Source organism: Aliiglaciecola lipolytica E3 (assembly GCF_000314975.1).
GTDB lineage: Bacteria > Pseudomonadota > Gammaproteobacteria > Enterobacterales > Alteromonadaceae > Aliiglaciecola > Aliiglaciecola lipolytica.
In genome coordinates this window covers 98,591-113,132 of the sequence record NZ_BAEN01000049.1, presented here as the reverse complement: position 1 = coordinate 113,132, position 14,542 = coordinate 98,591, and the positions used below count along the sequence as shown (strand labels likewise).

Annotated in this window: 16 protein-coding genes; all 16 read right to left on the bottom strand. The window is 40.6% G+C overall.

The features are described from left to right. Nucleotide 1: 1 nt before the first annotated feature. The 16 genes from GLIP_RS12520 to GLIP_RS12445 all read right to left on the bottom strand — a co-directional run bounded on the left by GLIP_RS12520 (nucleotide 2) and on the right by GLIP_RS12445 (nucleotide 14,401). Complete coding sequence (locus GLIP_RS12520) at nucleotides 2–727, bottom strand: SDR family NAD(P)-dependent oxidoreductase (protein ID WP_008845007.1); 726 nt, start codon at nucleotides 725–727, stop codon at nucleotides 2–4. Beyond that, the gene (locus GLIP_RS12515) at nucleotides 720–965 is read right to left on the bottom strand and encodes an acyl carrier protein (protein WP_008845006.1); all 246 of its coding nucleotides are present in this window, start codon (nucleotides 963–965) and stop codon (nucleotides 720–722) included. Before GLIP_RS12515 ends, GLIP_RS12520 begins: the two co-directional genes overlap by 8 nt. A gap of 2 nt (nucleotides 966–967) precedes the next feature. Next, nucleotides 968–1,561 (bottom strand): GNAT family N-acetyltransferase, encoded by a 594-nt coding sequence (locus GLIP_RS12510; RefSeq protein WP_008845005.1) that lies wholly within the window; start codon nucleotides 1,559–1,561, stop codon nucleotides 968–970. Further along, nucleotides 1,554–2,609: a UDP-2,4-diacetamido-2,4,6-trideoxy-beta-L-altropyranose hydrolase gene (gene pseG, locus GLIP_RS12505; RefSeq protein ID WP_008845004.1), complete on the bottom strand. Its 1,056-nt coding sequence runs from the start codon at nucleotides 2,607–2,609 to the stop codon at nucleotides 1,554–1,556. The genes GLIP_RS12510 and pseG overlap by 8 nt, the downstream gene beginning before the upstream one ends. A gap of 47 nt (nucleotides 2,610–2,656) precedes the next feature. Continuing rightward, nucleotides 2,657–3,709 carry a pseudaminic acid synthase gene (pseI, locus tag GLIP_RS12500; protein WP_040522808.1) on the bottom strand — a complete coding sequence of 351 codons (1,053 nt, stop codon included), beginning with the start codon at nucleotides 3,707–3,709 and terminating at the stop codon, nucleotides 2,657–2,659. Next, on the bottom strand, nucleotides 3,702–4,661 hold the full coding sequence (locus GLIP_RS12495) for a glycosyltransferase family 9 protein (protein WP_008845002.1): 960 nt from the start codon (nucleotides 4,659–4,661) through the stop codon (nucleotides 3,702–3,704). Before GLIP_RS12495 ends, pseI begins: the two co-directional genes overlap by 8 nt. Further along, nucleotides 4,654–5,355, bottom strand: a complete 702-nt coding sequence (gene pseF, locus GLIP_RS12490) for a pseudaminic acid cytidylyltransferase (RefSeq protein WP_008845001.1) — start codon at nucleotides 5,353–5,355, stop codon at nucleotides 4,654–4,656. Before pseF ends, GLIP_RS12495 begins: the two co-directional genes overlap by 8 nt. Next, nucleotides 5,352–6,512, bottom strand: coding sequence for a UDP-4-amino-4,6-dideoxy-N-acetyl-beta-L-altrosamine transaminase (pseC, locus tag GLIP_RS12485; RefSeq protein WP_008845000.1), 1,161 nt, complete (start codon nucleotides 6,510–6,512; stop codon nucleotides 5,352–5,354). Before pseC ends, pseF begins: the two co-directional genes overlap by 4 nt. Nucleotides 6,513–6,527: 15 nt before the next feature. Further along, on the bottom strand, nucleotides 6,528–7,526 hold the full coding sequence (gene pseB / locus GLIP_RS12480) for a UDP-N-acetylglucosamine 4,6-dehydratase (inverting) (protein WP_008844999.1): 999 nt from the start codon (nucleotides 7,524–7,526) through the stop codon (nucleotides 6,528–6,530). 422 nt (nucleotides 7,527–7,948) lie between these two features. After that, on the bottom strand, nucleotides 7,949–8,257 hold the full coding sequence (locus GLIP_RS12475) for a hypothetical protein (RefSeq protein ID WP_008844998.1): 309 nt from the start codon (nucleotides 8,255–8,257) through the stop codon (nucleotides 7,949–7,951). Beyond that, a complete protein-coding gene (fliS, locus tag GLIP_RS12470) occupies nucleotides 8,254–8,685 on the bottom strand; it encodes a flagellar export chaperone FliS (RefSeq protein ID WP_008844997.1) in 432 nt (143 codons plus the stop codon). Before fliS ends, GLIP_RS12475 begins: the two co-directional genes overlap by 4 nt. Nucleotides 8,686–8,698: 13 nt before the next feature. Beyond that, nucleotides 8,699–10,159: a flagellar filament capping protein FliD gene (gene fliD / locus GLIP_RS12465; protein ID WP_008844996.1), complete on the bottom strand. Its 1,461-nt coding sequence runs from the start codon at nucleotides 10,157–10,159 to the stop codon at nucleotides 8,699–8,701. A 21-nt stretch (nucleotides 10,160–10,180) separates the two neighbouring features. Then, on the bottom strand, nucleotides 10,181–10,606 hold the full coding sequence (locus GLIP_RS12460) for a flagellar protein FlaG (RefSeq protein WP_008844995.1): 426 nt from the start codon (nucleotides 10,604–10,606) through the stop codon (nucleotides 10,181–10,183). 89 nt (nucleotides 10,607–10,695) lie between these two features. Continuing rightward, nucleotides 10,696–11,520, bottom strand: coding sequence for a flagellin N-terminal helical domain-containing protein (locus GLIP_RS12455; protein ID WP_008844994.1), 825 nt, complete (start codon nucleotides 11,518–11,520; stop codon nucleotides 10,696–10,698). A gap of 710 nt (nucleotides 11,521–12,230) precedes the next feature. Further along, nucleotides 12,231–13,061: a flagellin N-terminal helical domain-containing protein gene (locus GLIP_RS12450; RefSeq protein ID WP_008844993.1), complete on the bottom strand. Its 831-nt coding sequence runs from the start codon at nucleotides 13,059–13,061 to the stop codon at nucleotides 12,231–12,233. A gap of 497 nt (nucleotides 13,062–13,558) precedes the next feature. Then, a complete protein-coding gene (locus GLIP_RS12445) occupies nucleotides 13,559–14,401 on the bottom strand; it encodes a flagellin N-terminal helical domain-containing protein (protein WP_008844992.1) in 843 nt (280 codons plus the stop codon). Nucleotides 14,402–14,542 lie beyond the last annotated feature (141 nt).

Genomic DNA, 14,542 nt, shown 5'->3' with positions numbered 1-14,542 from the left:
CTTAAAGACTCAATCCACCATCAACGCCAATAATTTGGCCGGTAATAAATCCTGCACTGTCGGATAACAAAAACGTTACGACTGCAGCGATATCTTCAGCAGAACCAATTCGATTTAAAGCGGTGGACGTTATCAAATGCTGTCTTTTCTCACCTTGATAGCTTTGTGTCATTGCTGTTTCGATAAAACCTGGGGCAACACCATTAACACGCACACCAACACTGCCTAATTCCTTTGCCAGGGATTTAGTTAAGCCTGACAACGCAGCTTTACTCGTAGCATATGCACTTTGTCCAGCGCTACCTTGCTCTCCAACCACTGAACACAAATTAACTATGCTTCCAGAGCGATTTTTTGCCATTAAGCGCAAAGCTAGCTGGCTATGGGTAAAGGCAGAAACCGTATTGGTAGATAATTGCTGTTGCAGCTCACTCACTCTAGTCATCATAAAGCTGTTATCGAGCATCACCCCAGCGCAATTTACCAAGCCATCAAGCCGACCAGATTGTTTCATTATGCGTGTAAAGGCTTGTTTAACCTGACTGTCATCTGTCACATCATAGGTGAGCACCTGAGAATTGGGGATGTTTTTAGCTATATCGAGCAACACCGATTCTTTTCGCCCAGCTAAATACACAAATGCGCCTTGTTTGGCGCATTCAACTGCTGTTGCATGACCGATACCACCGCTGGCACCGGTAATTAGAATTACTTTTTGATCAAGCATCAAACTCTATTTCATAGTTAGCCAATATATCTTTGGCTTTGGCGACTGAACTCATATCTATTATATCGTCGGTATCCAGCATAACGTTAAACTGGTTTTCCAATTCAGCAATTAAGATCATATGCGCGGTAGAATCCCACTCAGGAATCGTATTATACGTAAGATTATCTGTAACTTGTTCAAGTGGTATTGCCAAACTTTCTGAGAAGGCTTTTTTCAATTTTTCTAGATTATTCATATTCAATTCCTTTGCTCTTTCTTAACCGGCCTTGGAGAGCGGGAAAGTAAAGCTTTTAACGATTTACTACATTTCTGATAATCTTCGAAATTTAAAGCAATTTCAATTAGTTCTCCTTGCTTAACGATCTGATAACCCAATTTCAAATTGTAATTTAATGCTGCTTGGTTGTCAGATTTAACAGTTGCAACCAACTTTTCACATCGTAAGGTTTCAAAACAATAGTCGTTAATCAAAAGAGTCGGTGAAAATGCTAAAATATTATTTCGATAGCGCGGATCTGCAATATACAACCCTGGCTCTATAATAGGTGTTTCGAGCAAAGATTTAGCGCGTATTTTAGATTTAATATTTAGTGAACCAATATCCTGATCTTTGTAAACAATAATATAGTGTTGCTGCGAATTATCACGGCAAATTTTATTAAACCAAGCCGTTTGCTGCTCATCGCTAATCTTTGTTTGTGACAACATAAATCGGCTTATTTCAGGATCATTCCGCCAATTTTTTAATTGCTGTAAATCATCCTTTGATACCGGACGTAGACTAATCTGATAGCCAGTTAATTCAGGATGATGAGTATGGGTTTCAGCCATGTAAAACCAACTCCTTAATCTGTTCTACAATGCGCTTGGCACCATTGGTATCGGCATTTAAGATTAAATACCACTGCATTTTTTCAAGAGCGTCAATGTCTTTCCATAATGCCAATGTACGAGTCACAATAGTCTTCACCAACGCATGTTGTTCCTGTTTATTTTTAACCTTAACGAAGCTTTCTGCGAGACTTCCCCCTTGCTGAGTAGCCACCTGAGTAGCATTCAACTGATTTTCAGCTACTACCAATAAATAACTAGGCGTTCCAGTCGCTTGTAATTCGAATTGACTACCGCCAGCGGCAGAAATCGCGAATCGACTTTGCAAGAAACATTGTGCAACGTTTTGGCAGTCGTGAATATGTACAAAATCTAACTGTGTATTCTCTAAAAACAGATGTAACTCAGAAAGATACGGATAAGCTGCTCCAGTTATCACCTGAACTTTGTTTGTGAACTCTTGTTGTTCCAATGCCTGCAAAATCGGCAAAGTTAAATTGGCTGGGTCACTGCCACCTAGGCTAATGGTTAACATTGATCTTTGGCTTATAGGAAGTGGAGTAAGATCACAAAACTCTTGACGCAACACTCTGAATTTTTCACCAATACATAATCGCGTAGCCGGCTGATTTAGTTGATATCCCAACTGGTGCGCATTTGCAGAACCATTAATAATCAGATTCGCGAACAGATTTCCGCTGTTGTTCATATCGTCAAAACACACAACGGGACGCGATAAATTAGCAATTTTTTGACGGTATTGTGGACTAAATTGATATCCATCAATCACCACCGCAACGACAGCATGCTGACTACAGAATTCAGAGAACATTGCAATCTCTTGTTCGTCCGTATAATTGTCAGGCACTTCAAGCACCTCACCAACCCAATCTAGACGTTGCTTACTGATAACTAGCGCATCCCGATTTAGCATAAATGCCACTAACAAATCACTTCTTACGGCCGCTTGCGCCAGTGCTAAACAGCGCATTAGATGACCCAAACCAGAGGCAATACTTGCGTTTACTCGAAAAAGAATATGTTGCATGCAAATCTAAATTAATGAAATGCAGAGTTTGTTAGTAAAAAATAGCATTATTCAAACAGCTCCCAACTGAGCGGAGTTCCTGCAGGCAAAGATGTTTTGGCCTTTTTACCCAATACAACGTCCCAATGCTTTGGCTCCAATCCCGATGCAGGCCTCACAATTCTGAGGTTCTCAGAGGTTAAAACTTCCCCTTCTTGGATGTCATTACACACGAATATAGAACGTCGATAATGTTTAGATGCCTCTTCAGCTGCACTTCCGCCATAAGTCACTTTCCCTAATGCCGCAAACGCCCTTCTGCTTTCGTCAACTAACGCTTTTAATTCAGCGGGCTCAAGCGAGAACGCAGCGTCTACGCCACCAGCATTTCGGTCCAATACAAAATGCTTTTCAATCACTGTCGCTCCCATTGCCACGGCTGCAACTGACACTCCAATCCCGGCAGTGTGATCGGATAACCCGACTTGAGTGTTAAATGCGTCACGTAAATGTGGAATAGTCGAAAGGTTTGTGTTTTCGGGGCTAGCAGGATAAGTACTAGTACATTTTAATAAGATCATTTGCTCACAGCCGGCATCTTTAGCACATTCAACAGCCTGCTGAATTTCAGCCAAAGTGGCCATTCCGGTGGACATAATCAAGGGTTTCCCAGTTGCCGCAGCTTTGCGTATTAACGGGATATCTGTAAGCTCAAATGACGCAATTTTATAACAAGGAACATCTAAACTTTCTAAAAAGTCGACTGCATTTTCATCAAACGGGGAGCTAAATGCTTGCATACCGAGCTCTGCAGCACGTGCAAATAAGCGCGCGTGCCACTCATAAGGTGTTGCGGCTTTTTGATAGAGCCCATGTAAGGCTTCACCATGCCAAAGACTGTCTTGTTCCTGAATAACAAAATCTTTCGAGTCGACATTCAATGTCATCGAATCTGCAGTATAGGTTTGCAATTTGATGGCATGCGCTCCCGCTTTTGCAGCCGCTTCAACCATTGCCATCGCCAAATCAAAGTTTTGACTGTGATTACCACTCAACTCTGCAATGATAAAAGGAGGATGAGACGGTCCAATTATATGATTACCTATGGTTATCTCATTCACTTGTTTGTGCCTCAAATATAGATGTAATGCTCTGTGCTAATTCACTCGCTGTGGGATACTCTTCGGCTTGTTCAGTAGCATAATCAGGCATTAAAATACGCGGATCTAACACGCCGGGTATCAGCAAAGTTTGCGTATTTACACAATTGGCCAAAGCGAACATAGCGTTAGGTAGACACACTAGCAAGTCACTTGCTTTTAAAGCTTGTAAACGGATACCTACGGATTCATTTTCATTGTCTTCTATCACTAAATAACCGTTACTGCGCAAAACTGAAACTAGCTCATGTAGTTGTTGGTATGGTCTAAGCGCATCGTGTAATGCTAAGTAGATAATACGTTTAGTAACCTTCGAATATTGAGGGTCATCTTCCACGTCAATAAGTGTATTTGCTGCAATATTTTTGAAACCACAACATAACGTTAGATAATATTCTGGGTAGCCACCATCGGGAAGATTGTCAGATAACCACCATTGGCTGTGCCAACGACTCATTCCCATAAAAGTACTTTGCATATATTCAGAAATATTATTGACGTAATCTGCCTGTAAACTTTGATTCTGAATTTGCTCTATTAGAGTCTGTAACGAAACACTAAGGTAGTTACCTTGAACAGGCTCTCCTGCATCTTTGAGAAACCGTGCTAAAAAGCAAGGCATAAAAGCCGTATCAAGATTGATTATTTGATCGAACTTAATGTCTATTATTTGTTCTGCAAGTCCTAGGAAAGCCTCTAACGCATGCAATATATTATCGGGCCACTGCTGATTAGGAAGCGTTAAAATTTGAATGTCCGGTACTGCCAAACGTAATATTTCTGCACCTTGACCATGTGTTAAACAAAACACATTCGCTGTAGAATTTTGCTGTTTTATTTGTCGGATCGTGGGCACTGCAATACTTGCAACATCCCCCATTTCTAGCATGCGAATGACCAAAATATTACTCATCTTGCATACCTCTCACGTAAGCTTGATACATTAGTTCGGCGCGTTGCCAATCTTCCAACGTATCAATATCTTGAACTAAATGGCGCGGTAGAACAACGGGAACACTATGCTCGGAAAAAATCGGTTTGTCAGTTAAATAGTCATCGGTCTTACCCCAATAAAACTGACCTGCGTCATGAAATGCTTCTTCTAGATCTTGAGAACGCTTGTTAATCGCTTCTGGGAACATTGGAGCAACGTTATTTTGATGAAGGCTAATAGCCCTTTGAATTGGAAACGCGAATGAAGTAACCGCGAATGAGAAGGATTTATTTGCGCTTTGTTCTAATAGTGTTAAACCTTTTTTAAGGTACATGGCCTGTAAAAAAGGCGCTGTAGCATAAATACAGCAACAGTAATCCGGCTTTTGATAATGCTCAATACAATATTTAATAGCATGACTCGTTACCGGTCGCGTCCCAATAATATCATTAGACAATTCATGGGGTCTTAGAAAAGGCACTTCTGCGCCATAGCTAATCGCCACATCCGCTACTTCCTGAGAATCCGTAGACACCCAAATTTTATCAAATAAGCCAGATTCCAGCGCGACCTCAATAGAATAAGCAATTAGTGGTTTCCCTGCAAACTGACGGATATTTTTCCCAGGAATCCGTTTGCTACCTCCGCGTGCGGGAATAATGGCCAAATTCAAGACAATACCTCATTTAATGCTTGTACAACTCTGTCTTGTTCATCGGCTGTCATGCTAGGAAATAAAGGCAAAGTTAACGCATTTTGGTAATATTTTTCTGCTAAAGGGAAATCCCCTTTAGAAAATCCCAAATTTTGATAGTAAGGCTGCAAATGGATCGGAATATAATGCACATTGACACCAATTCCACGCTCGATAAGTGCGTCGTAAACCCTGTCACGCTGATGCGCTGTGAGTTCCACCGTATAAACATGCCAAGCGCTTTGTCCGTCCATTGGCATTTGGGGCAATTTGAGCGGTAAATGACTTAAAAGTTGCTGATACCGCTCTGCTAGTGATTGACGTTTTTCAATAAAACCATCCAGCTTTTTCAACTGTGAAATGCCAAGTGCTGCATGCAAATCACTTAAACGATAATTGTAGCCTAATTCAACTTGTTGATAATACCAAGGACCATCAGATGGGCTTTTCATCTGTTCAAGCTCACGTGTAACGCCATGTTTTGCAAACAACTTCACTCGCTTATCTAAGTCTTTATCATTGCTCAACACAGCCCCACCTTCAGCTGTTGTAATTGACTTTACTGGGTGAAAACTTAGTACGGCTAAATCGGCATATTCACAGCAACCTATTTTTTTACCTTGATAGCTGCCGCCCAAACCGTGCGCAGCATCTTCAATAATACTGACATCATATTGCTTACATAGGGCCGAAATTTGTTGCATGTCACAACTTCTGCCAGAAAAGTGTACAACCACTAATGCTTTTGGCAATGTATTGGCGTTCTTAGCGTTACTTAATTTATGTTGAAGCGCTTCAACACTAATATTTCTTGTTTGTGCATCAATATCAACAAAATCAATTTTAGCGCCGCAATACAAAGCGCAGTTCGCACTGGCGACAAAGGAAATAGGTGAGGTCCACACCCAATCACCATGAGTGACGCCTAAAGCTAAACACGCAACATGCAAACCGGAAGTTGCGCTGTTCACAGCAGTGGCATATTTAGCACCGGAGTAATCGAGTAACGCCTGTTCGAATTTGGGAACAATACTTCCCTGTGTTAAGAAGTGGTTTTGAAGAACATCCACCACAGCGGCAACGTCGAGATCGTCAACGTAATGTTTACCATAAGGAATAGTAGAATGCTTATTCACTTATTTCCCTTATATTTAAAAGGTTAATTTATCTAATGCTTCCAACTCTTGAACGGTTAAAAAGTGAGGGTTTGTACCAGAATGATACTCAAATTTGTCCGCTACTGTCTTACCTTTCTCACCTAATTTATTGATACGATAATCAACCGTTTTATCAAAAAACTTAATCGCAGGTGTGATTACATAATGGTCGTCAAATTCTAAGGAATGATGCGCCATTTCTTCTGGAACCATCACTTCATGTAGCTTTTCACCAGGTCGAATACCAATAATCTCGTAGTCACGTTTGCCACTCATCGCCTCGACCAAATCTAAAATTCGAATTGAAGGGATTTTGGGCACAAAAATTTCGCCGCCTTGCATGCGTTGAAAGTTAGTTATTACGAATTGCACACCTTCATCTAAGGTAATCCAAAATCGTGTCATTTCATCATGTGTAACGGGAAGTTTTGTTTTACCTTGAGCGAGCAAATTACGATAGAAAGGAACAACGGAACCTCTTGACCCCACTACATTGCCATAGCGAACCACTGCAAAACGTGGACCCGTAGCACCAGAAATATTATTAGCTGCAACAAAAAGCTTATCTGATGCCAATTTAGTAGCGCCGTATAAATTGACTGGGTTTGCAGCTTTATCGGTAGATAAAGCAATCACTCTGCGAATATCGGTCTCGATAGCAGCATCGATAACATTCTGCGCACCATTAATATTGGTTTTAATACATTCGTTGGGATTATATTCGGCAGCCGGCACTTGCTTTAATGCCGCTGCGTGAATCACGTAATCTACGTCTTTCATGGCCGATTTAAGGCGATGTTTATCTCTTACATCTCCGATAAAATAGCGCATACAAGGGGCATCAAACTGCTGTTGCATCTCAAATTGTTTTAGTTCGTCACGAGAATAAATGATGATTTTTCTAGGTTTATGATTTTTTAATAGGTGTGCAACGAATCTTTTGCCAAAGGAACCTGTTCCGCCTGTAATCAATATGCTTTTATTTTCAAACATTTATCTTATCTACCTAAATCTGTTGTCATGCAAAAAACTACGCTGTTTTTCTGCTTATAACGGTATGTTGGCTTATATATGCTTTTAATTCTACGCCTATTTAGCTTTGTACAGACAAATAAGGCCTTCTACATTCTAGTAGATTTAAAAATATACTGTTTTGCTACCTCACCCACAACGATGACGCATCAACGTTTGGTCTTCATATACCTAAACGTCAAACTATTGAACGTGGTAGATGTTAAATGCTGACCAAGCAATATTTATTCCCAAAAAAATCACCTTTTTTCCGTACAGCTTAACTATTTGAATAAAAGTTAATTTCTGTCAAATATATTGCATATTAAGGTGAAAATAAAAAAACTATTAAGTCTTGAAGTGAAAAATCTTGATTGGCCGATAAGGGAGTAAACGTTGGACTTTTATTTGTATTTATCCACTTTCTTTTGTCCCCGGATCAACCCACTCAATTGATTCAACGAGTCCTTAAGTTGATTTTTTAGCTCGCGGGTAAGCAATTCATTCACTTTAAGCTCTGACTCAGCAAATCGTTTTTCAGCATCAGCATCTAGCGATTGTAGGTGTTCAGAAACGATAATATCCCGTTGGTCGATAAGGGATTTTAATTGAGCGTCATCAACAGAGTCGGCACTTAACACCGACTTCAATTGTTGATTTATCTCTGAGAGTTTATCGGGAGTGTATTCATGGTTCAGAGTTAATTTATTCACACGACCGCAGTACGTTTTTGCCTTTGAGCTTCGTAAGCTTGTTGTTTTGCATCTTCGGGAATACTCGCCCAGGCAGTTTTAATTGGTAGCAACAGGTTAATCACTTCATCCATGATGTTCAAGTCATTCTGAATATTGGCGTCCGTAACTCGTTGAATCATATAGTCATATAAATTGAACAAGTTTTGACTTACTTCGCTGCCAATATCTAAATCTAACGTGTCGCGTAAGTTCATCAAAATTGCTGATACTCTAGATAAATGATCTGATTTACCTTCGAAATCGCGACGTTCAATACAGCCCTTTCCATAGGCCATTCTGTCTAGTGCTCCTTGCATCAACATTAGCGTAATTTTATGTGGATCGGCAGAAGCCACATCTTGTTTCAAATTGCCTTTCTTATACGCATTGATGCCTTTAAGTGCCATAATTTACTACTCCTTAAGCCTGACCTAGTGATGCTAATAACGCGCTGCCAGTTTGATTTAATTTGGCAACAGTTTGGTCAAGGTTTAAATATTTATCTCGTAATATTTGTTCAAAGCTTAACATTCTAAGTTCGAACTGCTCCCTATCAGAGGCTAATTGATCTTTTTCGTCTTTAATCGAGCGCTCACGAGTAGACAATAAACCACTGAATGTTGTGTATTCTTTGGTGTAGTCATAAAGTCTTGATGCGATACCATTTTCTTCATCAGTGAATAAAGCAGCTATATCATCAAAGTTGTCTTCAAGCGACGCTTTTAAGCGTTCCTCACCACTACCAATACCAAATTCATCGTTTGAACTTATTTCTAATTCGCCATCTGAGTTAAGCTCAACACCAATCGCAAACAAGCCACCAAGTGCAGAGGATTCAACACTAGAGCCGATAATACTGGACAACCCAGAGGTAATGCTTCGCGCCATAAAGTCACCAGCCAGCGAACCGTCATCTTCTAGCTCAGATGTACCGTATTTAGTTAAAGTATCAATTTCTTTTGCTAGCGCATTGAAGTTATCGACAAAGTCACGAATTTTTTTATCTAAACCTTCAGTGTCATAACCAATTTTAAGCGTGGAAGTTTGAAAGTCTCCTAATGAGTCTTTTGAAGAAACAGAAGACGCTTCGAAGGATACACTGGAAATCGTGTTTTCAAATTCATTGGTGGTTGATTCAACTTCTATTCCATCAATAGTGGCTTTAGCGTTTTGTGCATTTACCACAGGAGTGAGATAAGTTGAAGATTCGGTGGAATCGGTCGTCGCTACACGGTCAAGATCTGCCAAATCGTTATTATTAACAATTACCAGATCATTACCTTCGCCAGTGGTTGTGGAGCTAAACACCAGTTTAGCACCGCCATTTACGGTTCCGGTGTCAATAATGCTCGCATTAATCCCAAAATTATTATCTGAACTGTTAATCGCATTAGCTAATTGTTGAAGTGTTTGGCCTGCTGTAACGTTGATATTAAAGCTGTCACCAGTGCTATCAATTTTAAACGTCAAACTGCCACTACCTGAAGATAGCACAGAGTCAGTTTTACTCGAAAAGCCGCCATCAACCGCATTGGCTGTTTCTAAACGACTGCCACTTGCAAGTTGTGTTACCGCGATTTGGTATTCACCTTTAACAGCACTATGTGCCGCTTCGGCGGTAAAGGGTTCGTTACTCTCATCAGGATTAGTGATAGTAGGCTCACGTCCCTGTAGATTGTTGTCGCTTCTTAGCTCATCTACAGTGTCGAGGAAATCACTCATTTTAGATTTGAGTTTACCTAAACCCGAAATCTGCGAATCTAAAGTTTCTTCTTTTTCATCTAAACGAGTTTGTTTAGGCGCTCTTTCAGCAGCGATTAGCTGAGTTACTAAATCATCTAACGCCAACCCTGAACCGACACCCAATGATTGGATTGTCATGACGAACCTCTTTAATAAAAATTAAGCTTGTTTGTTTAACAATACTCCCACTGCGCTTCCAACGTCAGATTGGAGTTCTTTAATTCTCTCAGACAAAGCCAACACTTCTTCAGATGGAATCTGACGGATCACTTCTCCTGATTCCGAATCTGTTACTTTCACTACTTGTCGTTCACTTTTTTCATCAACAGAAAACGACAATTGACGATTAGTTGCCTGTAGAAAATCACTGATTTCGCTAACCGCACTCTCAATGTTCAATGAACTTTCATTGTTTGATGCATTGTTATCGGCTTGCCTTTCTTTTTCTTGACCGTTTTGGAGCTGTTCTGTAGCGACTTTTTGTTCACTTTTGAGCAAGCTCTGTTCAGTAACATTTACAGAAACCGGCGCGACAGCTTCTTGCTGTGCAAAATTCTGGCCATACTGTGAAAAATTGACATCCATCTTCCACCTCCACTTAAAAGCAATTTGCCACTAACTATCAAAGTATAGTGGCATTATCATTGTTAGACTAACCGTAAAAGTTAATCAAATTATCCTAGCAAAGACAACGCCGACTGAGGTCGTTGGTTTGCCTGGCTAAGTACAGACAAAGATGCCTGTTGGACGATCTGATTACGGGTTAGTTCTGCAGTTTCAGTAGCAAAGTCCGTATCACGAATTCGTGAACGTGCACCTGCGATGTTTTCTGAAATGTTGCTCAAGTTTCTAATAGTAGATTGGAAACGGTTTTGTAGCGCACCCAAATCAGCTCTCACACCACCCACCGTTGAAATTGCATTATCAATCGATGTTAGTGCTGCAGATGCTCCAGCAGTGGTTGCTACTGTCAACGAACCGATACTTAGTCCTGATGAACCATATCCGCCTGAACGAGATAAGTTAACAGAAATAGTTTGTCCGCCATTTGCACCTACTAGGAATGCAGCAGAAAATGAACCGGTTAGAATATCTACACCAGCAAACTGCGAATCTGTTGAGATACGTGAAATTTCCGTTTTCAATGCAGACACTTCTTTTTGCAGAGCCAAACGGTCAGCTGAAGTATTAATACCATTTTGAGATTGTACTGCCAGCGTACGAATACGTTGCAACGAGTTGGTTACCTCACCTAATGCACCTTCAGCCGTCTGCGCTAAAGAAATTGCATCGTTTGCATTACGTACAGCTTGATTCAAGCCTTGTACCTGAGTGGTTAAACGATCTGAGATTTGTAGACCAGCCGCATCATCTGCAGCTCGGTTGATACGAAATCCAGACGATAATCTTTCGAAAGATGTGCTTAGCGCTTGCCCTGAATCAAACAACTGACGTTGAGCATTCAAAGACGAAACGTTGGTATTTACAAATAAACCCATATTTACCTCCTGAGAACTACCTATTAACTGATAAGGTAATTCGCCTCAATTTTGACTATTAAGAAATGAATCTTTCTAGCCACCTCACTTTTTTTGAAAATCGGCACCTCTACCTATTTTCAAATTAAAAATTCTTTACTTAGAATTCCCCTCAACTAAGGTTATCGACCCCAACTTGATATTCTTTAGTTTTTTTTGCATTTTTTTTGCGAATTTTATCTTGTTGATAAATAAGGAATTTTTAAATTAATGCAAAAATACCTAAAATTAATTTAAAAAAATAATGATGTTTAAGGGACATTTTCAGATATCTTAAAAATACATGAACAGCGTTTAAGGAATGCTGTCTACTAGCTACTTTTAGGAAGTACATTTAATTGGCACAGCGTTTGCTAATAATTTTACGAAAGCGTGCAGCGAACAAGCAAAGCCAAGATTCTGGCATACAAGAATAAAAAAAGGCCAGATCAAATGACCTGGCCAACTTGCTCACGTTAGGAGTACGAGCAAATACTGTTTCTGTCCGGCTGGCAGGGTTAGAGAATGAATACTGGCCTCTCAACCAAACTTCTACACTCTCAGTCCTGTTAGTCGGCTTTTTATTTAGGTGGTGCCGTAACCACCGCCATCCCTGGGTTTTACTAGACGCTATCCCTTAGCGTCTTAGGGTTGGCCTCTCATTTCCTACCCTCAGAAATACTTTATCCACTCTAACCTCCAAGCAATTGCAGTGCTGCCTGCGGGCGTTGGTTCGCCTGGGACAAAACGGTTAAATTTGCTTGCTGCAATATTTGGGAACGGGTAAGACTTGCCGTTTCGGTGGCAAAGTCTGTATCTCGAATACGTGATCTTGCCGCTGAGACATTTTCAGAGATATTACTTAAATTACGAATAGTGGATTGGAAACGGTTTTGAATGGCTCCCAAATCTGCGCGTTTTGCGTCCACTATTGATATTGCCTCAATAATGCGAGTTAGTGCACTTGATGCTTGTGCTTCTGTAATAACCGAAAGGTTGTACCCTCCAAATAAACCAGAAGTACCGAATCCACCAGAACGAGAAATATTTACACTGATAGTTTGTCCGGCATTTGCACCCACTAAAAACTTCGAGGAATAAATGCCATCCAGTATATTCACTCCACCGAACTGGCTATAACTGGCAATTCTACTGATTTCAGTTTTCAACGCCGACACTTCTTTTTGAAGCGCTAACCGGTCTGCGGAGTTATTAATACCATTTTGCGACTGTACTGCTAAAACTCGAATTCGTTGCAAGGCTACTGTGGTTTCAGCGAGTGCCCCATCGGCCGTTTGCGCTAATGAGATTCCATCATTCGCATTTCGAACCGCCATATCTAAGCCCATAATCTGGGTGGTTAAGCGATTGGAAATTTGCAATCCAGCAGCATCATCATCAGCCCCATTAATTCTGAAACCGGATGAAAGACGCTCAAATGCGGTACTAAGATCATTATTAGTGGTAATCAATTGCCGCTTGGCATTAATAGATGAAATATTTGTATTTACAAATAAGCTCATTACCCACACTCCTACGCTATATTTAACCTATTGTTTAATAGTAGTTTTACGACATAGAACAGTAGATAACTCAGGTGATTAAAACTTTGGCACACATGATGCTTAAGTTCTAATGTCAGTCATTAATCTGACTGACAGTTTTGCCAAGCAATTACGTTTGACAAAGCTGTACAAAAAGCGAGAGCGAAAGCTCAGGTCGACGGGTGGAATTGATGGCCTATACCTCAATACCTCTCACTACCTCCTGGCGTCTTTTCTGCCAGTCGACTGCCCATTAAAAAAGCGTCTAGCTTTGCAATGGAATGAGAGTTCACCCGCTTATGTACAGCGTGAGTTAACTAGTTGTTATAGTAAAACTTTCCTTCTTCGGTCGGTTGCAGCCTGCCCCCACATTTTGCAATCCGACCGTTTTCTTTTCTTCAATTTTTAATCATTCTTCAATGTTGCAGCCTGCCCCTGTTGCTTGCTCAGCATCATATTTCATGATTTATGCTCCGTTATTGCAGCAATTGCAATGCAGCTTGAGGACGTTGATTTGCTTGCCCTAACACTGTGATACTAGCTTGCTGTATAATCTGCCAGCGTGTTAATTCAGCGGTTTCTACAGCAAAGTCCGTATCACGAATACGCGATCTAGCAGCAGCAACATTTTCCGAAATATTACTTAGATTACGAATTGTGGACTGGAATCGGTTTTGAATCGCCCCCAAGTCGGCACGCTTAGCATCTATAATAGAAATCGCTCCAAGTACCGCTGTCATTGCTCGAGAAGCATCAGCTTCAGTTGCGACTGAAATTAAATTTGCAGCAATACTCTGGTCACCAAATAAGCCAGACGTCCCATAACCACCTGGTCTTGAGATATTAACGCTGATAGTTTGACCTGGATTGGCACCAACCAAGAATGCAGATGAATAACTTCCACCTAAAATATTTACGCCTCCGAATTGCGACGTTGCGGCAATACGACTTATTTCTTGTTTTAAAGCAGACACTTCTTTTTGCAGTGCTAATCGATCAGCGGATCCATTAATACCATTTTGAGATTGTACTGCCAGTACACGAATACGTTGCAAGGCAGAAGTTGTTTCGGCCAATGCGCCTTCTGCAGTTTGCGCAAGTGAAATACCATCATTTGCATTTCTTACCGCCATATTAAGGCCAAGAATTTGCGTGGTAAGTCGATTGGATATTTGCAGACCAGCAGCATCGTCTTTCGCATTGTTGATGCGAAAACCGGATGACAAGCGTTCAAACGCGGTACTTAGATTATTGTTCGACGTGAATAGCTGACGAGTTGCATTCAACGACGACACATTAGTGTTGACGAATAAAGACATTTTTTTCTCCTAACGATTTATGCAAGCCGCCAAACCTATTTTTATTATTAGTGGTCTTTGCGGTGATTCTAAGTGCGCTATTATTAGTTTTGTTACGTCACTTATTTAGGCGTGTACTTATTATTTTTTTAGTTTGTACAT